This window comes from Bradyrhizobium sp. CCBAU 53421, from assembly GCF_015291625.1.
Lineage (GTDB): Bacteria > Pseudomonadota > Alphaproteobacteria > Rhizobiales > Xanthobacteraceae > Bradyrhizobium.
This window is the reverse complement of sequence record NZ_CP030047.1, coordinates 9,211,322-9,232,362: the sequence shown is the minus strand read 5'-3', so window position 1 is coordinate 9,232,362 and position 21,041 is coordinate 9,211,322. Positions and strand designations below refer to the sequence as shown.

Genomic DNA, 21,041 nt, shown 5'->3' with positions numbered 1-21,041 from the left:
GCGACTGTCGCGCCGGCGCGGCGGGCCGCGCTCGTTTGGCGGCCACCCGGTGCGCGGCGGCCAGTGCAGCCTGCGCCAGACGACGAGTTCGTCCGGCTCCGGCACCCGCCGTGACGCGATCCGGAGTGTGGGGGAGGGACGTTGCCTGGACGCTGGAAGCGGGTGGATTGACGTTGAGCGCGGAGACCGAGGTCGTGATCGAAGCGATCACGCAACCGATCAGGGCGCCGCCACCATCACGGGGCCACTGGCGAAGGCCGGCGAGGCGAGAGCGATGGTCATCCAGCCAAGCCGTTTGCTTAGTCGCCGCGACTACACACATCCTGGATTTGCATGCAACTTAAAGTAGCTTTATTGCTCTAATACTTCGCGTTATTTGGCGACGCGCCGAAGGCCGCCGATGCCGAGGTCACCGAGGTCAAGCCCAAGACCTCAAAGGCAAGACCTGGAAAACAAGACCTGATGATCAAGCCCTGACGATCATTGCCGCGTGTGGCGAAATTGAACCCGCGTGACAGTCAGACACGCTTCCGAAGCGTCTCGAAACGTCTTCGCCATCAATGTAAGCGGCGCGAGGCTTGCGTGCGTCACTCGTTTGCAACGCTGCGCGCGATCGTTCGACCATGAACATCCTTTAATTTGTATCCGCGCGCGTTGTCGCGCCTGCTAAGCGGCGACATGCCGTCGAGCCATCGCCGGCTCGGGGGAGGGGCCGATGATCAGCCGCAGGGCGCTTTCCGGATTGTTGATGACGCTGGTCGGACCCTCATCGGTCACCGGCAACACGCTGACGCTCAGCCACTGCCAGGGGTCGTGCGCGAATGTCGATCTGCCGGCGCTCGGCTACGATACGTTCTGCCGCTCGTTCTTCGACATCGCGGCGCGAGGAAAGCTGCGCGCGGTCGCGACCGGTCCGGAGATTCGACGGGAGATGCGCTCGCTGTTCCGGGAGCGGCGGCTGTATCGGCCATCGCATGACGAGATCCGGGTTCTCTGGCGCGGCACGGCGGATCGATTTTCGGTCGTGAAGGTCGAGTTCGATCTGGAATGCGGCGTGCCGGTGCGCGGATGCCTCGGCGTTCCCGACGGCCCGTTCAAGGGATTGATCCTGCTCGGCCACGGCATGGCGAGCACGCCGGAGCGATGCTTCGATGATGCCGACAAGGACTACATGAACGCGCTCGGCAAGCAGCTTTGCCAGGACGGCTATGTCGTCTGGTGCCCCTACATCGTCCAGATCGGAAATCAGGAAAGCCAGAACAACATCGCCGCGATGCTGGCGTCCCATGGCGTCTCCGCGCACAACGTGTCGTGCGCATCGATCGACGCCGGCGAAACCGTCTGCCGCAAGCTGACCGGAGCGTCCGGCCTCAATGTCGGCGTCTATGGGGTGTCCTCGGGCGCGTTTCTCGCGCTGCATCTGGAAGCCGCGACGGGGCGGATGCGGCCGACCGTCGCCTCCGGATACATGCGCGACGAGAAGAAATTTCTGATGTCGTCCGCCATCAGCAAGAATCTCGGCATCGAGCTTGCCGCCTACATTCATTTCGCCAACGGTCGCGCCAAATACACCGGCGCTGAGCTGGCGTATCTGCTCTGCCCGTGTCCGCTGTTCGTCGAGATCGGCAGCCACGACAGTGGAAACGCGATCGAGCTCGGGCGGGACGAGAAGTTCGCGGAAATGCAGTCGGTCTACGCATCATCAGCCCATCCGCAGCTGATCGACATGGACGTCTTCGACGGCGTGCACGAGGCCAATGGCAAGCGCGCAAGGCCGTGGCTGTACGGCCACCTGGCGTCGCCCGTCTATCAAGAGACGTCTCGCCTCAAGAACGCCATCGCGTTGTGAGGGGCGGCAGCCATCCGTCTTGCAAGCACCCGCGCCTGACCTTCAATCAAGTCACGCTTGCGGGTATCACATTCATGAGAGCTTTCGACGTCCGCGATGCGCCCCGCGGCCGACGGCATGGTTGCAATCGCCATGGCATCGCGGTGTCGCGACGCTTCTCGAAGCTGCCTGTTGTCCGGATCAGTGAAACGAGGCGATCAGGTTACAGGATTGTCGGATTGGCCGCGTTATGATCTCCTGTGATGCAGCTTGCCCATCCTGACCTTCCCGGTCTGAGGGAACTCGACGTCATATCCGCTTCGTAGAGCTTGTTGGTAGCCGAAGGGTTGGACAGCATGAGTGGTACGGAACGAATGCTCGGTGGATTGGCAGGGCTTCTCGTATCGGCGGGATTGGCAGCTACCGGGATTTCAGCGGCCCATGCTCAGGCAGGTCCGCCCGGGCCTCCTGCGGTGGGCGTGTTCGAGGCGGTGAAGCGGCCGATCACCGAGACCAACGAATTCCTGGGACGCATCGAAGCCCCCAACCGCGTCAACGTGGTGGCGCGCGTCACTGCGTTCCTTGAGAAGCGGAACTTTGTCGAGGGCGCCGAGGTCAAGGCCGGCGACCTCTTGTATCAACTCGAGCGCGGCCCGTTCGAGGCCGACCTTGCATCGAAGAAAGCGCAGGTCGCCCAGTTGCAGGCGACGCTGGTCAACGCCAAGCTGACCACTGATCGCGCGAAGGCCCTGATGGGCGGGCCGGCCGGCCAGCAATCGAACGTCGACGCCGCGGTCGCCAACCAGCAGAGCCTCGAAGCACAAGTGCAGGCCGCGCAGGCACAGGTCGACCTGTCCCAGATCAATCTCGACTACACCCAGATCCATTCGCCGATCGACGGCCGGATCGGACGCACCTCGGTCACGGAAGGTAACGTCGTGACGCCGAGCTCGGGAACCCTGACGACCATCGTCAGCCAGGATCCGATGTATGTCACGTTCCCGGTGTCGGTGCGCGAGGCGCTCGACCTGCGCGACCGCTATGTGACGCGCGGTGGCTTCAAGGCCGTCGTCATCCGGTTGCGCCTGCCGAACGGCCGGCTCTACGAGAAGACCGGTGAGCTGAACTTCGTCAACAACACCATCGCGCAGAACACCGACACCATCTCCTTGCGCGGTACCATCCCAAACCCGTCGACATATACGTCCGTCGCAACCGGCGGCTCGGTCCGCGAGCTGACCGACAACGAGTTCGTAACCGTTCTACTGGAGGGCGTGCAGCCGGTCGAGGTGCTGGCGATCCCGCGTTCGGCGGTGCTGTCGGATCAGCAGGGCGAGTATGTCTACGTCGTCGGCGCGGACAACAAGGCCGAGCAAAAGCGGATCCAGCTCGGGCAGTCGACATCGACAATTGCCGCGGTGACGAGCGGCATCGCGCTCGGCGACAAGGTCGTGGTCGAGGGCTTGCAGAAGGTCAGGCCGGGCGAGGTGGTTGCGCCGGGGCCCGCCAGCGCGCTGATCCAGTCCAGCATGAAGGTGTCGGCGGACGGCGGCGCCGGCAGCACGCCGAAATCGACGGGCAATAACCCATGATCTCCGCTGTCTTCGTCGATCGTCCGCGGCTTGCGATCGTCATCGCGTTCGTGATCACGATCGCGGGCGCGCTGGCGCTGATGCAGATCCCGGTCGCCCAGTTCCCGGACATCGTGCCGCCGCAGGTCACGGTCTCGGCCGTGTTCCCCGGTGCTTCGGCCGAAGTGGTCGAATCGAGCGTCGCCCAGCCGCTGGAAGCGCAGGTCGTCGGCGTCGACAAGATGCTCTACATGAAGTCGACCAGCGGCAATGACGGCAGCTATACGCTGACGGTCTCGTTCGCGCTCGGCACCGACCCCGATATCAACACCGTCAACGTCAACAACCGGGTACAGAGCGCGCTCGCGCAATTGCCGACCGAGGTGCAGGCGCAGGGCCTGACCGTGCAGAAGAAATCCTCGGCCGTGCTGCAGTTCATCGTGCTCTACAGCAAGAACGGCGAGCAGGATCCGCTGTTCATCACCAATTACGCTATCATCAACGTGCTCGACGCGATCTCGCGCACGCCCGGCGTCGGTCAGGCCTCGCTGTTCGCCAAGCTGAACTATTCGATGCGGATCTGGTTCGACACCCAGCGCCTGACCAGCCTCAATCTGGCGCCGTCGGACGTGATCGCCGCGATCCGTGCCCAGAGCGTGCAGGCGCCGGTCGGCCGTATCGGCGCGCGTCCGATCAGCAACGACCAGCAATTCCAGTTCAACGTGCAGACCCAGGGCCGCCTGACGACATCCAAGCAGTTCGGCGACATCGTGCTGCGGGCCAATCCGGACGGATCGGTGCTTCGGATCAGGGATGTCGCCCGCGTCGAGATCGGCGCGCAGAACATGGATTCGGAGTCGCGGATCGACGGCAATCCCGGCGTGCCGATGGGCATCTATCTCGCGCCGGGCGCCAACGCCGTGACCACGGCGAAGGCCGTGCAGGCCACGCTTGCGAAGTTGTCGGAGCGGTTTCCGCCGGGGCTGACCTACCTCGTGCAGTACGACTCCACGACCTTCGTCTCCGATACGATCAAGGAGGTGATGAAGACGCTCGGCGAGGCCTTCGTGCTCGTCGTGATCGTGGTGTTCCTGTTCCTCGGCAATCTGCGCGCCACGGTGATTCCGGCAGTCGCGGTTCCGGTCAGCCTGATCGGCGCCTTCGCGGTGCTGCTGGCGCTCGGCTATTCTGCCAACACGGTGTCGCTGCTGGCGATGGTGCTGGCGATCGGCATCGTGGTCGACGACGCCATCGTCGTGGTCGAGAATGTCGAGCGCGTCATGGAGGAGGAGCCGGAGCTGTCGCCGGCCGACGCCACCAAGAAGGCGATGGCGCAGATCACCGCGCCGATCATCGCGATCTCGCTGGTGCTGCTCTCGGTGTTCGTGCCGATTGCGTTCATCCCCGGCATTTCCGGCACGCTGTTCCGGCAGTTCGCGGTGACGATCAGCGCCGCGATGGTGATCTCGGCGCTGAACGCGCTGACATTGTCGCCGGCGCTGTGTGCGGTATTCCTGCGCCACGGCGGCCCGCGCCGCGGCATCATGGGACGGGTGCTCGGCGCCATCGACTGGGTGCGCGACGGCTATGCCGGCGTGGTGCAACGGCTGGTCCGCCTCGCGGTGCTGTCGCTGGTCGCGGTGCTGGTGTTCGCCGGCGCGGTGTTCGGCGTGTCGAAGATCACGCCGACCGGCTTCCTGCCCGAGGAGGACCAGGGTGCGTTCTTCATCGCCGTGCAATTGCCTGATGGCGCGTCGGTGGCGCGCACCAGCGAGGTCACCAAGCAGGTTGAGGCGATCCTGAAGAAGAACCCGGCGGTCGATCATGTGCTGTCGATCATCGGCTTCTCGCTGCTCGACGGCGCCAGCGAACCCAATTCGACCTTCATGGTGGCGCGCATGAAGGCGTTCGCCGACCGCAAGGCCGTCACCGACTCGGTGCAGGCCGCGATCCGGCAGACCTTCATCGCGGGATCGCAGATCCGTTCAGCCTCGGTTCTGCCGTTCAACCTGCCGCCGATCATCGGTCTGTCGACCTCCGGCGGCTTCGAATATCAGCTCGAGGCGCTGGAAGGACAGGATCCGGCGGCGCTCAGCAGCGTGATGGGTGGGTTGATCGGCGCGGCGAACCGCAATCCAAATCTGACCCGGGTGTTCTCGACCTTCACCGCGACCAACCCGTCGGTCTATCTCGATATCGACCGCGCCAAAGCGCAGGCGCTCGGCCTCAACATGGCCGACGTGTTCACCGCGTTGCAGGCCACGCTCGGCGGTATTTACGTCAACAATTTCAACCTGTTTGGCCGTACCTGGCAGGTCAACGTGCAGGGCGATGCGGCCGACCGCGGCGACATTCCCGACATCTGGCAGATCTACGTGCGCAACACCGGCGGCGAGATGGTGCCGATCCGCTCGATCGCAAGCTTGCGCATCGTCACCGGCCCGCAGGTGATCACGCGCTACAACAATTATCGCTCGGTCACGGTGAACGGCAGCCCGGCGGCGGGCGTGTCCTCGGGCACCGCGATTGCGACGATGGCCGACCTCTCCAAGACGACGCTGCCTTCCGGCTATTCCTATGAATGGACCGGCACCGCCTATCAGGAGCAGGCGGCGTCCGGCCAGACCGGCATCATCCTCGCGCTCGCGGTGTTGTTTGCCTATCTGTTCCTGGTGGCGCTGTATGAGAGCTGGACGATCCCGATCCCCGTGCTGCTGTCGGTTACGGTCGGCGTGTTCGGCTCCTATCTCGCGATCAAGCTCGCTGGGCTGAACCTCGATCTCTACGGCCAGATCGGCCTCGTGGTGCTGATCGCGCTCGCCGCCAAGAACGGCATCCTGATCGTCGAGTTCGCCAAGGAGCAGCGCGAGGCCGGCAGGCCGATCGCGGAGGCCGCGACGATGGGCGCGCAGATGCGCTTCCGCGCTGTGATGATGACCTCGATCGCCTTCATCCTCGGCCTGGTGCCGCTGGTGGTCGCGACCGGCGCTGCGGAAATCAGCCGCCGCGCGGTCGGCACCGCGGTGTTCGGCGGCATGCTCGCCGCCAGCTCGATCGGCATCTTCCTGGTGCCGATGCTCTTCGTCACCTTCCAGGGCTGGCGCGAAGGTGCCAAGAACCGCTTCGGCAGGCGAAGCAAGGCGGAACAGCCGGCGTCGCATTAGAGCCGGCCTAATCCCATCGCGCATTAGCGAGGCGGGTGAGGCGGGGCTATACTGTGCGCCCTGATCGATGGAGTTCCCGATTGAGCGTTGCCTTCACCAAGGAAGAAAGTGCCGAGACCGCGTCCGAAACGCTGTTGCCGGATCGCCCCATCTCGCCGCATGCCAATCTGGTGACCGAGGCAGGCCGCAAGGCGCTGGAGCGCCAGCTCCAGGAGGCGCGCGAAGCCTACGAGACCGCGCAGCAGCTCGACGACGTCAACGAACGGCGGCGCCAGTCGGCGGCCCCGTTGCGCGACGCGCGCTATCTCACCGAACGGCTCCGCACTGCGCAGGTCGTCCCCGATCCCGCTTCGACCGAAACCGTTGCGTTCGGCAGCACCGTGACGTTCAGCCGCGCCGATGGCCGCGTGCAGACCTATCGCATTGTCGGCGAGGACGAGGCCGATCCAAAGGCCGGCTCGATCTCGTTCGTCTCGCCGGTGGCGAGGTCGCTGATGGGCAAGGCGGTGGGCGATGTCGTCGGCACGGGCGCCCAGGAGCTGGAGATCGTCGCGATCGCCTAGCTCGACTAGCGAGTCAAGCGCGATGATGTTTCTCGTCGCACTCGCGGGGCGCTGTCGTCGCTGACAGCGATCGTCAGTCGGTCGAGATGAAGCGCAGCGTGCCCGCGCGACGCGTCGGCCTGCCGGTGTCGTTGGTGTGATTGACGCCGTCCATCACAGGCACTTCCGGGAAATCGAACGGACTGACCCCGTCGAGGCAAGCGACGTTGACGGCATAGAGACTCTGGTCGGATCGCCGTTGATGATGTGTGTATATTCCGCAGCGAGAGCAGAAGAAGTGCTGCGCTGATCCGGTATGGAAGCGGTAGCTCGTCAGCACGTCCTCGCCTTGCAGGAACCTGATTCCGCCCATTTCAGCCATGGCAACGACGGCGCCGCGCAGCCGGCAATAGGAGCAGGTGCAGCGGCGGATCGAATTGAGGCCGTCGCTGAGCGTCACCTCGAAACGCACCGTGCCACAATGGCATTGGCCCGCTCGCATCTTCATGTCGTCCACCATGTCGCCCGTGTCTCCCGTTCGGAGCGAACGTATCTCCCGGTTGCGAGACGGACAATCTTCAAGAACTCGCCCATGGTGTGAGAAAATCTAACGTGGAGCGGATCGCAGATCTTGGTCAGGCCGCCGGCAGCGCGAGCCGCTCGATGGTCTGAATATGGCGCGCGAGCAGGCTGCAGGCCTGCTCGATGTTGCGCGCGCGCAGCGCCTGCAGGATCACGCGATGATCCTGGCTCGGCCGCGGCCGCCAGCCGGCGTTGCGCGCCATCGCGAACACCAGCCTTGAATTTGCCAGCTGCAATCCGTCGAGGCTGGCGAGCAGGCGCGGCATCGCGCAAGGCGCCACCAGCGCGTGATGAAAGGCGCGGTTGGCCAGCTCGAAGTCCTGAACCGTCTCGGCATTGTCGCCTTCGATCAGCGCGACCTCGATCCGCGCCAGATGGGCGGACGTGAACTTCGGCGCCGCATTGCGTAGCGCGACCACCTCGAGCGCCGCGCGCATCTCGGCGATCTCCTTCACCGACTTGGTGTCGAGCGGCGCGACCCGCACCCCGCGCCGGGGCACGGCAACGACGAGGTGCTGCGCCTCCAACTGCCTGAAGGCCTCGCGCACCGGGACGTGACTGGAATGGAATTCCCGCGCGACATGGTCCTGCCGGAGCGGCGCATCCGGCAGCAAGGCGCCGCTGATGATGCGCTCGCCGATCGCCTCGGCGATGCGCCCGGCGGTGGTCGTGTTCTCGCCTTCGTCCATCATAGATTATCTATCGTAAAAACGGGTGCGCGCGCGGCTAGCCTCGGCTAGCATCAATCTCAAGTCCAAGATCATAGATAATTTAATTGATTATCTATGATCCACAACAAACGAGAAGGCAAGCCCGATGGTTGATGTCGTTGAGATCGAACGGACCGGCAGAAGCGGCAACGCACCGCTCCGCAAGCATTGGGAGCGTGCCGAAGCCGAGGCGCTCTACAACCTGCCGTTCGCGGACCTGATGTTCCAGGCGCAGGGCATCCACCGCGCCAACTTCAATCCGAACCACGTCGAAACGGCGAGCCTGCTCAGCATCAAGACCGGCGGCTGCCCGGAAGATTGCGGCTACTGCTCCCAGAGCGCGCATTACGACACCGGCCTGAAGGCGACCCGCCTGATGCCGCGGGACGAGGTGGTCGCGGTGGCGCAGCGCGCCAAGGATGCCGGTGCCACCCGCTTCTGCATGGCGGCCGCCTGGCGCAGTCCCAAGGACCGAGATCTCGATCAGGTCTGCGACATGGTCAGCGCGGTGAAGGGGCTGGGCATGGAGACCTGCGTCACGCTCGGCATGCTGACGCCAAAGCAGGCCGAACGGCTTTCCGACGCCGGGCTCGATTTCTACAACCACAACGTCGATACCTCGGCCGAGTTCTACGACAAGATCATCACCACCCGCACCTTGCAGGACCGCATCGACACGCTGGCGCATGTGCGCGACGCCGGCATCAAGGTTTGCTGCGGCGGCATCATCGGCATGGGTGAACAGGTCGAGGACCGGCTCGGCATGCTGATGCTGCTTGCCAATCTCCCCAGCCATCCGGAAAGCGTGCCGATCAATCTGTGGAACGAGGTCAAGGGCGTGCCGGTCAACGACACCGCCGAGCGTCCCGATCCGATCGCGCTGGTGCGGCTGGTCGCGACCGCGCGGATCATGATGCCGAACAGCGTGGTGCGGTTGTCGGCCGGACGGCAATACATGACCGATGAACTGCAGGCGATGTGCTTCCTCGCCGGCGCCAATTCGATTTTCATCGGCGACGTGCTGCTCACCACCAAAAACCCGCAGCGCGATCGCGACGCCGACCTGCTGGATCGGCTCGGGATCACATCCCGCCTCGCCTGATCGTAACCTCTGGCGCGCGCGGCACCCTTCGCGCGCGACCGACCATCTTTCCGAGAGAGAAGCATGAGCGCAATCCATGCGGCCAACGCCGCTGATTACGCCGCGGCCTTGCACGCCCTGAGCAAGAACGATCGGCTGCGCGGTCTCAAGCCGCGCGCGGGCATCGATTTCGTATCGAACGACTATCTGGCGCTGGCGAGCGCGCCGCGCATCAAGCGGGCTGTCTCGGCCGCGATCGAGGCCGGCACACCGATCGGCGCCGGCGGGTCGCGGCTGCTGCGCGGCAATTGCGAGGAGCATGAACGATTGGAGGCCGAGGCCGCCGCGTTCTTCCGTGCCGAGACCGCGCTGTTCTTCGGCGGCGGCTACGTCGCCAATTTCGCCGTGCTGACGACGCTGCCGCAGCGCGGCGATCTGCTGGTGCTCGATTCGCTGGTGCACGCCAGCATCCACGAGGGCGCACGGGCCGGTCGGGCGGAGTTCCGGTTCAGCGCGCACAACGATCCCGGATCGGTCGAGGACACCATTCGCGGCTGGCGCGTCGAGGGCGGAACGGGCCGGGTCTGGATCGTGGTCGAAAGCGTCTACAGCATGGACGGCGATATCGCGCCGCTCGACGACCTCCTGGCCATCGCCGAACGGCACGACGCGTTCCTGATGGTGGACGAAGCGCACGGCACCGGCGTCTACGGCGAACAGGGCCGCGGGCTGACGGCACCTTATGAAGGGCGCGAGAATCTCGTGATCGTGCACACCTGCGGCAAGGCGCTGGGCGCCGCCGGCGCGCTGGTGACGGCTTCGACCGTGCTGCGCGACTTCATGGTCAATCGCTGCCGCCCGTTCATCTTCGCCACGGCGCCGTCGCCGCTTGTGGCCGTCGCCGTGCGCGAGGCGCTCACGATCCTGCAAGAAGAGCCGGAGCGTCAGCAGCGCCTCGCAAACCTGGTTGCGTTCACGCATCGCGAGTTCGATCGGCGCGGCTGGCGCAGTCCGTCGAACTCACAGATCGTGCCCTATATCGTCGGCGACAATGCGCGCGCGATGCGGCTTGCGACGGCGCTGCAGGCCCGCGGCTTTGACGTCAGAGGCATCAGACCGCCGACCGTGCCGGCGGGCACCGCGCGGCTGCGCATTGCGCTAACCCTCAACGTCGATGAGGACGACGTGCGCGCGCTGCTCGATGCGCTCGTCGCGGAAACGCAGGGTTGGTCGCAATGAGCAGCCGGATCGTGGTGACCGGCACCGATACCGGGATTGGCAAGACGATCTTCTCCGCGGGCCTTGCCGGTTTCCTCGGCGCGGACTACTGGAAGCCGGTTCAGTCCGGCCTCGAGGAGGAGACCGACGCGCAGCTGGTGGCGCGGCTTGCGGGCCTTGCGGCCGATCGCATCGTGCCGGAGCGCTACCGGCATCGCACGCCGGCTTCGCCGCATCAGTCCGCCGCGATCGACGGCGTGCGCATCGATCCTGCCGCGCTCAACCTGCCCGACACGCCGGATCGGCCGCTGGTGATTGAGGGCGCCGGCGGGCTGATGGTGCCGCTGAATGACGACACGCTCTATATCGACATGTTCGAGCGCTGGCGGCTTCCGGTCGTGCTGTGCGCCCGCACGGCGCTCGGCACCATCAATCATTCGCTGCTGTCGGTCGAGGCACTGCGCAAGCGCAACATCGATATTCTCGGGATCGCCTTCATCGGCGAAAGCAATCCCGAGAGCGAGCGCGCCATCTGCGAGATCGGGCAAGTGCGCCGGCTCGGCCGGTTGCCCTGGCTGTCGCCGCTCGCGGCAGACACGTTGCAGGCAGCTTTCAACGCCTCATTCCGCCGCGACGATTTCAACGCATGATATCAGCTCAGAGATCGCCGATCTGGCACCCGTTCACCCAGCACGCGCTGCACGGTCAGATGACGAGGATCGTGCGCGGGGAGGGGGCCTATCTCTACACCGCCGATGACCGCCGCATTATCGATGCGATCGCATCCTGGTGGGTCGTGACCCATGGCCATTGCCATCCGCATATCGTGCGCGCGATCCAGAACCAGGCCGAGCAGCTCAATCAGATCATCTTTGCCGGCCACACTCACGATCCGGCCGAAGCGGTTGCCGCACAACTCCTGAAGCTGGCGCCGCCTGGCCTGGAGTATGTGTTCTTCTCCGACTCCGGCTCGACCAGCGTGGAAGTCGCGCTGAAGATGGCGCTCGGCTACTGGCACAATATCGGCGTGCCGCGCACGCGGATCATCGTGATGCAGCACTCCTACCACGGCGACACCGTGGGGACGATGTCGGTCGGCGCGCGCGGCGTCTTCAACAAGGCTTACGAGCCGCTGCTGTTCGACGTCGCGTCAATTCCGTTTCCTGCTCTCGGCCACGAGCAGGCGACGCTCGATGAGCTCGAGGCCGCGTGCAAGGCGGAAAGCGCGGCCGCGTTCATTGTCGAGCCGCTGATCCTGGGCGCGGGCGGGATGCTGATGTATCCGCCTTCCGTGCTGAAGGAAATGAAGCGCATCTGCGAAGCCCATGATGTGCTGTTCATTGCCGATGAGGTGATGACCGGCTGGGGCCGCACCGGCACCTTGTTCGCGTGCGAGCAGGCGGACGTCAGGCCCGACATCGCCTGCTATTCCAAGGGTCTCACGGGCGGATCGCTGCCGCTCGCAGTCACGCTCTGCCGCGCCGAGATCTACGATGCGCACTACTCCAGCGATCGTTCGCGAACCTTCTTCCATTCCAGTTCCTACACGGCGAATCCGGTCGCCTGCGCCGCGGCAAAAGCGAACCTCGAGCTCTGGCAACACGGCGCCGGCGGTCGCGTCACCTTGCTCGCCGCGATGCAGGAACGCCTGCTCGCGCCGTTCCGCACCGATGCGCGGTTCGAAAACGTCCGCCGCACCGGGACCATCACCGCACTTGACCTGAAGGCAAGCGACGCCGGCTATCTCGCCGGCATCGGCCCCAGGCTTCAGGCCTTCTTCGCAAGCCGAAACCTGCTGCTGCGCCCGCTCGGCAACACGATCTACGTGATGCCGCCCTATTGCGTCACGGAGGCCGATCTCGTGGAGATTTATGCCGCGATTGCGGATGCGGCCGATGCGCTGGCCTGACGGTACGCCTTGCGCGCCTGAAATCCCGCGCGCCGTTCTGCGCGCGATGGGCTCCCATGTAAAATCGGCGTGCCGTTGCGGGCACGCCGATAGGCCGGATCACGCGTGCCTGTGTGGCGCTGGCCTCGCCGCGGGATGCTGCGGCCGCGGTGCAGGATGCGGCCGGGGTGCCGGCCGTGACACGTGTGGCGCCGGCCGGGGCGGCGGTGGAGCACGATGCACAGCCGCTTGCGCGACGCGCGGCGCCGGCGGATGCGCGGCCGGGCGTGGCGCAGGTGGTGCGTGCTGTACGATCTGCGGTCTCGGCGCATGCACGGCTGGCGCTGCGGCGTGCGGCGCCGGCGCGGGATGGTTGACGGCGACAGGCGGAGCGTGTCCCGCCGGCGGTGCGTGTGCAGCCGGCGAAGCGCTTGCCGCAGGCAAGGCGTGTCCCTTTGTCGTCGCGTGGGCCGGCGGTAGCGCATTTCCGGTGGGCAGGGCGTGTCCTGTTGTCGTTGTCTGTGCTGGCGGTAGCGCGTTTCCGGTGGGCAGGGCGTGTCCTGTCGTCGTTGTCTGTGCCGGCGGCAGCGCGTTTCCGGACGGTAGGGTGTGCCCGGTCGGCGATGCATGTGTTGGCGGCAGAGCGTTTCCGCTCGGCAGCGCGTGTCCTGGCGGCACGGCGCTTTCCGTCTGTGGAGCATGGCCGGTCGCGGATTGCGTATGATGAGGCGGCGGCGCCGCGATCGGCTTGCCCGGGTGCGCGGCGATCACGCCCGCGCCGCTGAACCGTGCTGCATGCGCGGTGGCGGCGACCGCCGGATGACCGTGGTTGTTGGCGAGCGTCAGCGCCGGATCCTTCATCGCCGCTTCCGCGTGCCGCGTCTGCTCGGCGGTCGCGGCCACGTGGTGCCCGTTCGCGGCAGCGAGCTGCTGCGGCGTCGGCCGCACAGTGGTGCCGCCAGTGCCGCCGTTGTAGCTGACGTTGGTCGTGTTGTTGATCACGGTCTTGTTGTAGACGTTGGTGACCGAGACATTCGAGATGTTGTTGACGGAACTGTTGTAGAAGAAGTTGCCGCCGCGCCAGTAGCCGCCCTCATAGCCGACGCCGGTGTAGCCGAAGCCGTAAGAGATGCCGCCGTAGAAGCCCACGGTCGCTCCCCAATAGCCGGCGTGGAACCCGTAGGCGCCATCGTTCCAGCCCCAGTAGCCGGGTGTCCACAGCAGTTCAGGCGCGGGCGGAAGCACCCATGTGCCGGGAACCCAGTAGTAACCGGTATCGTCGCTCCACGCCCAATAGCCGGGAGTCCAGATGTAGCCGTCGCCTGGGATCGGCGGCTGCTCGTAGACAGGCAATGGTGGTGGCGCTGCATCGACGCTGATGCCGATGCCGATGGCGAGCTGCGCGCGCGCTGGCGCAGGTGGAGAGAGACAGCAGAGGCTGAGAGCTACGGCGAAAGGCAGTCCGGCAATGCGGCGCATGGCACATACTCCAATCTTCTTCCCCCAGCGTTGGAGTCGAATAGTGGCGCCGACATGAACTGGTTGTGAATGTTTGTGCCGGCACCGTGATTTCGGCGTCGGGCAACGGCGGGATCGTTAACGACGGCGTACGCAAGTCAGCTTGGTGTCAGGATGGAACGCGATCGTGGCGATCGAGGTTCGCGCCAAAGGCAAGCAACTCGAAAAGCGAGAGTGCCGCGCGTCGGTTTGTCGTCAGCTTCATCACTGCGCCGAATAGTCGAATTTTCGATTTGAATTGGACGACGACCCCCTGCGCATCATCAATCGATGATCGGAACATCCGGCTCGCACGAGGCCGGGCAGGGAGGTTTGGAATGGCGCGATCCGCCGACATCGACATCAATGCGGGCGCGCGCCTCGACAGGCTGCCGATCTGCGGATTCCACTGGCGTATCCTGGCCCTGATCGGCGCCGGCATGTTCCTCGACGCATTCGATATCTATCTGGCCGGCGGCGTGCTCGGCGCGGTGCTCAAGGAAGGCTGGTCGACACTCGAGCTCAACGCCGCCTTCGTCTCCGCGACCTTTGTCGGAATGACCATCGGTGCCTGGTTCTCCGGGATTCTCGGCGACCGCTTCGGCCGCCGCTTCACCTATCAGATGAACCTCGCGATCTTCGGCCTCGCATCGATCGCTGCGGCCTTCGCGCCCAGCATGACCGTCCTGATCGGGTTGCGCTTCATCATCGGCATCGGCCTCGGCGCGGAGATCGTGGTGGGTTACGCGACCTTGACGGAGTTCGTGCCGGCCGCCTCGCGCGGTCGCTGGATCGGGTTGCTCGCCGTGATCACCAACTTCTCGCTGTTCGCGTCGTCCATGATCGGCCTGTGGGTGATCCCGACGCTTGGCTGGCGCTACATGTTCGCCCTCGTCGGCATCTTGGCGATGATCGTCTGGATCCTGCGCAAGTCGATGCCGGAATCGCCGCGCTGGCTTGCCGCCAACGGACGCGCCGACGAGGCCGAGACAATTCTGTCGGCAATCGAAGCGGAGGCCGCGCGCAAGGCAACGCTGGCTCCCGTCGCTGTCGGCGCGCCGGCGCAGGAACCGCCCGGTGCGGTCTGGCGCCTGTTCCAGCCGCCGTATCTCGCGCGCACGCTGCTCGGCAGCCTGCTGCACATCGTCGTCGGCTTCAGCCTCTACGGGTTCATCGGCTGGCTGCCGACCTTCATGGTCAAGGGCGGCCACAGCGTGGTGTCCTCGCTTGGTTACACCACCGTGATGGCGCTGGGCGGTCCGGTCGGGTCGTTGATCGGGCTCGTGCTGGCGGACCGGCTCGGGCGCAGGCTCTCGATCGTCGGCTCGTCGATCGCGGCTGCCGCACTCGGCATCGCCTATCCCCATATGGCGGACGGTGTTGCGCTCGCCGGCGTCGGCTTCCTTCTTGTTACCGCGATCTACGTCATGCTGGCGACCGGATTCGCGATGCACGTCCCCGAACTGTTCCCGACGCGCTACCGGCTCCGCGGCACGGCGATCTGCGCCACGTCCGGACGCATCGCGACCGCGCTGGTGCAATACGTCGTGGTCGCGATCTTCGCCTGGCAGGGGTTGACCGGCGTGCTGGCGACGCTGGCTGGCATTCTCGTCTTCCAGGCCGTGGTGTTCCTGGTGTTCGGATTCGAAACCAAGGGACGCTCGTTGGAGGACGCGTCGGCCATAGCGGATGCCGCGGCAGGAAGCGAGCGGTCCATGGCGAGGAGGCCGGCGGACATCGGTGCCTAAAGCATGATCCGGAAAAGTGCGAAGCGGTTTTCCGAATAGATCATGCTCAAACGAGGAGCTAAAGCGCGATGACGATTCAACCCAATCTCATCGCGCTTTAGCCCAGATCGGAGCAGACCGCCCTGATCCCGTTGCGAAGCCAGCCGTTCGCATTGCTCTGGTCGTATCTGCGATGCCAGTACAACATCCAGTCGAACGGCGCGGACTGGAACGGCAGCTCCTCCATCCGCAAACCGTTGTCCATCAGCACGGCGGCGAGGTGCCGCGGCATCACGGCGAGAAGGTCGGTCTGCTTCAGAACGTGGGGTACGACCAGCCAATGCGGCACATTCAGCGTGATGCGTCGTCGGTGGCCGCGTTCGGCGAGCACGTCGTCGACGAAACGAAGATCGGTCGGGCTCATCGAGACCTTCATGTGGTCCTGCGCGATGAAGCGCTCGAAGGTCAGCCGTCCGCGCTTGATCGGGTGACCGCTGCGCATCAGGCAGACCATGCGGTCGCGCAGCAGCGTCTCGGAACGGATCGATGCGGAATGCTCGAGCCCCATGCTGACCGCGACGTCGATCTCGTCCCGTTCCAGCGCATCGATCGTCAACGCAGGCGGCAGATGGATGATGTTGTAGGAGATCCGCGCCTCCAGCGGCCGCGCCGCGGCGAGTCGCGGCAGCAGCAGGCAGGCGAGAATGTCCGACATTCGGATCGTGAAGCTGCGTTCCGTCTTGCCTGGATCGAAGCCGGCGTCGCTCGCCATTACCCGCTCGACCTGGCGCAGCACCTGGCGCAACGGCTCCGCCAGCTCGGTGGCGCGCGGCGTCGGCTTCATGCCGCTCGTCGTCCGTACCAGCAGTTCGTCCTCGAACATGGCGCGCAGCCGGTTGAGCGCATTGCTCATCGCCGGTTGACTGAGGCCGACGCGGTCGGCGGCCTTGGTGACATGGCGTTCGGTGAGCAGTGCGTCCAACGCGACGAGCAGATTGAGGTCGATGGATCGGAGGTTCATCCCATCATTCATATCGTGAATGACGAGAGATGACAAATCCATTTCATCTATGGCGGCAAGGCGCGTATCCAGTCGATCAGAACCAAGGAGGCAGCAATGAGCTTTGAGACGATCAAGCGTGACGTGAAGATCTGCATGTTCGACCAGTACGGCACGGTGGTCGACATGCAGGGCGGCCTGACCAAGATCGCGACGCCATTCCTTCAGAAGAAAGGCTGGAAGGGCGATCCGAATTCCTTCGTCACATGGTGGCGCCGCACCCATTTCGAGAACTCGATGATCGATGCGCTGCTGCATCGCGAGCACACGCCCTATCGGGAGATCGGGCATCGCGCGGTAGCCCACGTGATGGACCGCGCCAGGATCGACTACACGATGGACGAGGTGCGTTACCTCGTCGGCGAGATCGAGAAGCTGGTCCCGTTTCCGGAAGTGCCGGAGGCGCTGGCGCGGCTGCAAGCCAAATACAAGCTCGTCGTTCTCTCGAACGGCGATCCCGACATGCTCGAGACCGCGAAACAGTACCACAAGGTGCCGTTCGATCGCGTGATCTCGGTGACTGAAGCCAATTCGTTCAAGCCGCATGTCGCGACCTACACGAAAGCGGCCGAGATCATGGGCGTGAAGCCCGATCAGGTGCTGTTCGTGGCCAATCACGCCTTCGACTGCATCGGTGCCAAGTCCGCCGGCATGCGGACGGCCTTCATCGACCGGCGCAGCCGTCCGTTCGGCATCACGCCGCACCAGCCCGACATCCTGGTGCCGTCGATGAAGGACCTCGCCGATGCGATCGTCTGATCGCGAGCCGCTGTCGGGCATCAGGGTCCTCGACCTCTGCCGGGTGGTCTCCGGGCCCTTTGCCACGATGCAGCTCGGCGATCTCGGCGCTGATATCGTCAAGATCGAGGATCCCAGGCAGGGCGACGAAAGCCGCCGCTACGGGCCGCCCTTCGTCGGCGGCGAGAGCGCGTATTTCCTGTCGGTGAACCGCAACAAGCGCAGTTGCGCCATCGACCTGAAATCGCCGGCGGGGCGCGACGCGGCGCTCGATCTTGCATCAGCGGCCGACGTCGTGATCGAGAATTTCCGCCCGGGCACGCTCGATAAATGGGGGCTCGGCTTCGACGCGCTGCGGGCCCGCAAGGCCGACATCATCCTGTGCAGCATCTCGGGGTTCGGCCGCACCGGTGCGGACGCCTTGCGCCCCGGCTACGATCTGATCTTGCAGGGCGAATCCGGCGTGATGGACATCACCGGCGATCCGATTGGGCCGCCGACCAAGGTCGGTACCTCGATCGCCGATCTCGCCACCGGCCTGTATGCGTCGCATTCGGTGCTCGCCGCCTTGATGCGGAGGAGCCGCACCGGCGAGGGCGGACGGGTCGACGTCTCCATGCTCGACGCCATGGCATCGCTGCTGACGTTCAACGCCGGCATGTACTTCGCCACGGGAGAAAGTCCGAGGCGTCGCGGCAACGTCCATCCGACCATCAGCCCGTACGAACCGTTCGAAGCCAGTGACGGCTGGATCAATGTCGGGGTCGCGAACGACAAGTTCTGGGCGGCCTTCTGCGACGTCATCGGCCGGCCGGACCTGCGCGATGATGCGCGTTTCGAAACTGCCCCGAAGCGCGCGGCGAGCCGCAACGAACTCGTCGCGCTCCTCGCTCCCATCTTCGCCGGCAGGAGCCGCGCCGATTGGCTGCAGGCGCTGGGCGCGGCCGGCATTCCCTGCGGCGCGATCAAGTCGGTCGGCGAGGTCTGCGAGACGCCGCAGCTCACGCAGCGCGGCATGGTGCAGAGCGTGCGCCATCCCGCCGCGGGGGATGTGAGGTTCATTGCCCGGCCGACGCGATTCGGCGACGAGCCGCCGGCACCTTCCACGCCGCCGCCGATGCTCGGCGAACACACGCGCGAGGTGCTTGCGGAATGGCGCGGCTGGACAGACGATCGGCTGGAGAGATTCGCCCTCGAAGGCGCGTTCGGAGACTTTGGGCGAAACTTCATGCGATCGCCCAAGTGAGCATCAAGTGAGTGTCGTCATGAGAGATATCGCCGAGCAGATGATGCGCCGCGCCGTCGCGGACGAGCGGCAGGAATTCGGATCGTTCTTCCTGTCACGCTTCCTCGGCCTCGAGGTTGCCTACCAGGGCGAGGCCTGCATCGTCTCCTTCGATGTCGAGAGGCCGATGTTCAACCCGCAAGGCAGCTTGCATGGCGGCGTTCTCGCGACCGCGCTCGACATCTCGATGGGGCATCTCGTCAACCACGTCGCGGGTGCCGGCACCACGCTCGAGATGAAGGTGCAGTATCTTGCCGCGGTCCGCGAAGGGCGCGTCACCTGTCACGCGACCTTCCTCAAGCGAGGCCGCAAGACCTTTTTCTTGCAATCGCAGGCTTCCAACGCATCCGGCGAGCTGATCGCGCACGCCACATCGACCTGGCAATTGCTGAGCCGAAGCTGAGAGGCGCGGCCGGTTCGCGGCGGCCCCTTCCTCGCGCCGCCGAGGCCCGTTCCTTCGCACGAAACGGTCACGAGCATTGCCAGGATCGTGATCCGGTTTCATACTGAAGCCGGAAGCACGTCTCCACGGTGCGGCTGGCGCGAAGATGCGGGAAGCGATACCTTAAGAGCGGAAACACGGCGATGCGGTTTCGTCTCGCATTTGCTTTTGTATCGATCGCGGCGCTGCTCGTTGATCCGCTTGCCGCCGTGTCGCAGGACATGTTGCGCAGCGTTGACCTCGACAGTCCCGACATGACGACGTCGGAGATGACGCGCGCCGAGGTCGACGCGCTGCTCAAGGCCGCGCCTCAAGGAGATCGACACACCGTGGACTTGGAGGGAAAGCGGCTGTCGCGCCTTGATCTCTCGGGCCTCGACTTCTCCGGCGGCAACCTTCATCTCGTAAAGCTCAACCGGACCAATCTGAAAGCCGCGCGCTTTGATCGGGCCATGCTGAACCAGGCCTGGCTCATCGACGCAGATCTGACGGAGGCGTCCTTCGTCAAGGCGTCGCTGCTCGGCACGCAGATGCAGCGCGCCAAGCTTGGCGGCGCCGATCTGAGCGGCGCTCGCATCACCGCCGATCTATCCGGCGCCAGCCTGGTCGGGGCCAAGCTCGCCGGCGCGGATTTGAGCGCCGATATGCGCAACCAATCGATGGGCCTGATGCGCGGCGTGCTCAAATCCGCCGATCTCCGCAATGCGGATCTGAGCGGCGCCAATCTCGCGCGTGCCGATCTCGAATTCGCGCAGTTGCAGAACGCCAATCTGGCGAACTGCAACCTCAGCAAGGCCGACCTTGCGGGAGCCGACCTCTCCGGCGCCAATCTCGCCGGCGCCGATTTCACCGAGGCCGACCTTGCGTCGGCCGTCTTGCCGAGCCCGGCCGCGCTGGCAGAGGCCCGCAACCTGGACAAGGCCCGGAACCTGGACCTGGCGCGGCGCGCAAACTAGAGCGTTTTCGAGCGAAGTGGATACCGGTTCGCGTGAAGAAAACGCGTCAAAACGAGAATCTAGAGCTTCGGTTCTGATTCAACCAGAACCGAAATGCTCTAGGGATCGAATTGCAGTGTCCTGAAGCAGGACTTATGTTCTGGGATGAGAACCACGCAGCCGCTCATCGTGCGGCGGGCAGGACCACGGTGGATGGTTGCATGTCGCACCGGAGGTGACGTCATGACCATTTCTCCCACACTGCACAAATATCTCGCCGCCGAAAACATCGTGTACGACGAGATTCCGCATGCGCTGACGATGTCGTCAGCCCTGACCGCCCAGGCGTCTCACGTCCCGGGTGATCGCCTGGCCAAAGCCGTCGTGTTGCGCCGCAATGGCGGCTACCTGCTCGCCGTGCTGCCGGCGTCGCATCACCTCAGGCTGACGGATCTGAGGGCGAGCTTCGGCGATGATATTGCGATGGCCACTGAAAGCGAGATCGATCGGTTGTTCGCCGACTGCGCGCATGGGGCGGTTCCCGCCGCCGGCATCTGCTATGGGCTCGATGTCATCGTTGATGACAGCATCCAGATGCAGCCCGAGATCTATATCGAAGCCGGCGATCATGAGACGTTGCTGCACCTCGGTCGTGCGCAATTCGCGCGCTTGACCGCCGGTTCCCAGCACGGCCGCTTCAGTACGCACGACTGAGGGCATGATAGCAGGACCATCTGCTGCGCCTTGACCAAACCGCGGCACGCATGCGCTTA

18 protein-coding genes are annotated in these 21,041 nt (G+C 65.0%); 14 read left to right on the top strand and 4 right to left on the bottom strand.

Features of this window, described 5'->3' with window-relative positions:
• Positions 1-715: 715 nt before the first annotated feature.
• The 4 genes from XH92_RS42675 to greA all read left to right on the top strand — a co-directional run bounded on the left by XH92_RS42675 (position 716) and on the right by greA (position 7,126).
• Entirely contained in the window at positions 716-1,849 is a 1,134-nt protein-coding gene (locus tag XH92_RS42675) for a hypothetical protein (protein ID WP_194457384.1), read from the top strand.
• Positions 1,850-2,184: 335 nt separating this feature from the next.
• Complete coding sequence (locus tag XH92_RS42670; RefSeq protein ID WP_246788147.1) at positions 2,185-3,420, top strand: efflux RND transporter periplasmic adaptor subunit; 1,236 nt, start codon at positions 2,185-2,187, stop codon at positions 3,418-3,420.
• Positions 3,417-6,563, top strand: a complete 3,147-nt coding sequence (locus XH92_RS42665) for an efflux RND transporter permease subunit (protein ID WP_194457383.1) — start codon at positions 3,417-3,419, stop codon at positions 6,561-6,563. The genes XH92_RS42670 and XH92_RS42665 overlap by 4 nt, the downstream gene beginning before the upstream one ends.
• 80 nt (positions 6,564-6,643) lie before the next feature.
• A complete protein-coding gene (gene greA / locus XH92_RS42660) occupies positions 6,644-7,126 on the top strand; it encodes a transcription elongation factor GreA (protein ID WP_194457382.1) in 483 nt (160 codons plus the stop codon).
• 73 nt (positions 7,127-7,199) lie between these two features.
• Here the strand turns inward: greA and XH92_RS42655 are convergent, their stop codons facing one another.
• Positions 7,200-7,625 carry a GFA family protein gene (locus XH92_RS42655; RefSeq protein ID WP_194457381.1) on the bottom strand — a complete coding sequence of 142 codons (426 nt, stop codon included), beginning with the start codon at positions 7,623-7,625 and terminating at the stop codon, positions 7,200-7,202.
• Positions 7,626-7,740: 115 nt separating this feature from the next.
• A complete protein-coding gene (locus XH92_RS42650; protein ID WP_194457380.1) occupies positions 7,741-8,379 on the bottom strand; it encodes a GntR family transcriptional regulator in 639 nt (212 codons plus the stop codon).
• 124 nt (positions 8,380-8,503) lie between these two features.
• Between XH92_RS42650 and bioB the strand changes: the two genes are divergently transcribed.
• From bioB to XH92_RS42630, 4 genes are all read left to right on the top strand, one after another.
• Positions 8,504-9,499: a biotin synthase BioB gene (bioB, locus tag XH92_RS42645; RefSeq protein ID WP_194457379.1), complete on the top strand. Its 996-nt coding sequence runs from the start codon at positions 8,504-8,506 to the stop codon at positions 9,497-9,499.
• Between the two features lie 63 nt (positions 9,500-9,562).
• Positions 9,563-10,717, top strand: coding sequence for an 8-amino-7-oxononanoate synthase (locus tag XH92_RS42640; protein ID WP_194457378.1), 1,155 nt, complete (start codon positions 9,563-9,565; stop codon positions 10,715-10,717).
• Positions 10,714-11,346: a dethiobiotin synthase gene (gene bioD / locus XH92_RS42635; protein ID WP_194457377.1), complete on the top strand. Its 633-nt coding sequence runs from the start codon at positions 10,714-10,716 to the stop codon at positions 11,344-11,346. The genes XH92_RS42640 and bioD overlap by 4 nt, the downstream gene beginning before the upstream one ends.
• Positions 11,343-12,605: an adenosylmethionine--8-amino-7-oxononanoate transaminase gene (locus XH92_RS42630; RefSeq protein ID WP_194457376.1), complete on the top strand. Its 1,263-nt coding sequence runs from the start codon at positions 11,343-11,345 to the stop codon at positions 12,603-12,605. Before bioD ends, XH92_RS42630 begins: the two co-directional genes overlap by 4 nt.
• Positions 12,606-12,704: 99 nt before the next feature.
• Here the strand turns inward: XH92_RS42630 and XH92_RS42625 are convergent, their stop codons facing one another.
• A complete protein-coding gene (locus XH92_RS42625; protein WP_194457375.1) occupies positions 12,705-14,063 on the bottom strand; it encodes a YXWGXW repeat-containing protein in 1,359 nt (452 codons plus the stop codon).
• A gap of 356 nt (positions 14,064-14,419) precedes the next feature.
• Between XH92_RS42625 and XH92_RS42620 the strand changes: the two genes are divergently transcribed.
• Positions 14,420-15,829 carry an MFS transporter gene (locus tag XH92_RS42620; RefSeq protein ID WP_194457374.1) on the top strand — a complete coding sequence of 470 codons (1,410 nt, stop codon included), beginning with the start codon at positions 14,420-14,422 and terminating at the stop codon, positions 15,827-15,829.
• Positions 15,830-15,926: 97 nt separating this feature from the next.
• On the opposite strand, the gene XH92_RS42615 is transcribed toward XH92_RS42620, so the two are convergent.
• The gene (locus XH92_RS42615) at positions 15,927-16,829 is read right to left on the bottom strand and encodes a LysR family transcriptional regulator (protein ID WP_210345528.1); all 903 of its coding nucleotides are present in this window, start codon (positions 16,827-16,829) and stop codon (positions 15,927-15,929) included.
• A gap of 96 nt (positions 16,830-16,925) precedes the next feature.
• Here XH92_RS42615 and XH92_RS42610 point away from each other — a divergent pair, with 96 nt between their 5' ends.
• The 5 genes from XH92_RS42610 to XH92_RS42590 all read left to right on the top strand — a co-directional run bounded on the left by XH92_RS42610 (position 16,926) and on the right by XH92_RS42590 (position 20,982).
• Positions 16,926-17,627, top strand: a complete 702-nt coding sequence (locus XH92_RS42610; protein ID WP_194457372.1) for a haloacid dehalogenase type II — start codon at positions 16,926-16,928, stop codon at positions 17,625-17,627.
• Positions 17,614-18,852 (top strand): CaiB/BaiF CoA-transferase family protein, encoded by a 1,239-nt coding sequence (locus XH92_RS42605; protein ID WP_194457371.1) that lies wholly within the window; start codon positions 17,614-17,616, stop codon positions 18,850-18,852. Before XH92_RS42610 ends, XH92_RS42605 begins: the two co-directional genes overlap by 14 nt.
• Positions 18,853-18,871: 19 nt before the next feature.
• Positions 18,872-19,294, top strand: a complete 423-nt coding sequence (locus XH92_RS42600; protein WP_194457370.1) for a PaaI family thioesterase — start codon at positions 18,872-18,874, stop codon at positions 19,292-19,294.
• Positions 19,295-19,476: 182 nt separating this feature from the next.
• Entirely contained in the window at positions 19,477-20,289 is an 813-nt protein-coding gene (locus tag XH92_RS42595; RefSeq protein ID WP_194457369.1) for a pentapeptide repeat-containing protein, read from the top strand.
• Between the two features lie 144 nt (positions 20,290-20,433).
• Entirely contained in the window at positions 20,434-20,982 is a 549-nt protein-coding gene (locus XH92_RS42590) for an aminoacyl-tRNA deacylase (RefSeq protein ID WP_371817909.1), read from the top strand.
• Positions 20,983-21,041 lie beyond the last annotated feature (59 nt).

Coding starts and splice junctions, on each gene's coding strand:
- XH92_RS42675 (WP_194457384.1), top strand. CDS start 716: ATGATCAGCCGCAGGGCGCTTTCCGGATTGTTGATGACGCTGGTCGGA.
- XH92_RS42670 (WP_246788147.1), top strand. CDS start 2,185: ATGAGTGGTACGGAACGAATGCTCGGTGGATTGGCAGGGCTTCTCGTA.
- XH92_RS42665 (WP_194457383.1), top strand. CDS start 3,417: ATGATCTCCGCTGTCTTCGTCGATCGTCCGCGGCTTGCGATCGTCATC.
- XH92_RS42655 (WP_194457381.1), bottom strand. CDS start 7,625: ATGGTGGACGACATGAAGATGCGAGCGGGCCAATGCCATTGTGGCACG.
- XH92_RS42650 (WP_194457380.1), bottom strand. CDS start 8,379: ATGATGGACGAAGGCGAGAACACGACCACCGCCGGGCGCATCGCCGAG.
- bioB (WP_194457379.1), top strand. CDS start 8,504: ATGGTTGATGTCGTTGAGATCGAACGGACCGGCAGAAGCGGCAACGCA.
- XH92_RS42640 (WP_194457378.1), top strand. CDS start 9,563: ATGAGCGCAATCCATGCGGCCAACGCCGCTGATTACGCCGCGGCCTTG.
- bioD (WP_194457377.1), top strand. CDS start 10,714: ATGAGCAGCCGGATCGTGGTGACCGGCACCGATACCGGGATTGGCAAG.
- XH92_RS42630 (WP_194457376.1), top strand. CDS start 11,343: ATGATATCAGCTCAGAGATCGCCGATCTGGCACCCGTTCACCCAGCAC.
- XH92_RS42625 (WP_194457375.1), bottom strand. CDS start 14,063: ATGCGCCGCATTGCCGGACTGCCTTTCGCCGTAGCTCTCAGCCTCTGC.
- XH92_RS42620 (WP_194457374.1), top strand. CDS start 14,420: ATGGCGCGATCCGCCGACATCGACATCAATGCGGGCGCGCGCCTCGAC.
- XH92_RS42615 (WP_210345528.1), bottom strand. CDS start 16,829: ATGAACCTCCGATCCATCGACCTCAATCTGCTCGTCGCGTTGGACGCA.
- XH92_RS42610 (WP_194457372.1), top strand. CDS start 16,926: ATGAGCTTTGAGACGATCAAGCGTGACGTGAAGATCTGCATGTTCGAC.
- XH92_RS42605 (WP_194457371.1), top strand. CDS start 17,614: ATGCGATCGTCTGATCGCGAGCCGCTGTCGGGCATCAGGGTCCTCGAC.
- XH92_RS42600 (WP_194457370.1), top strand. CDS start 18,872: ATGAGAGATATCGCCGAGCAGATGATGCGCCGCGCCGTCGCGGACGAG.
- XH92_RS42595 (WP_194457369.1), top strand. CDS start 19,477: ATGCGGTTTCGTCTCGCATTTGCTTTTGTATCGATCGCGGCGCTGCTC.
- XH92_RS42590 (WP_371817909.1), top strand. CDS start 20,434: ATGAGAACCACGCAGCCGCTCATCGTGCGGCGGGCAGGACCACGGTGG.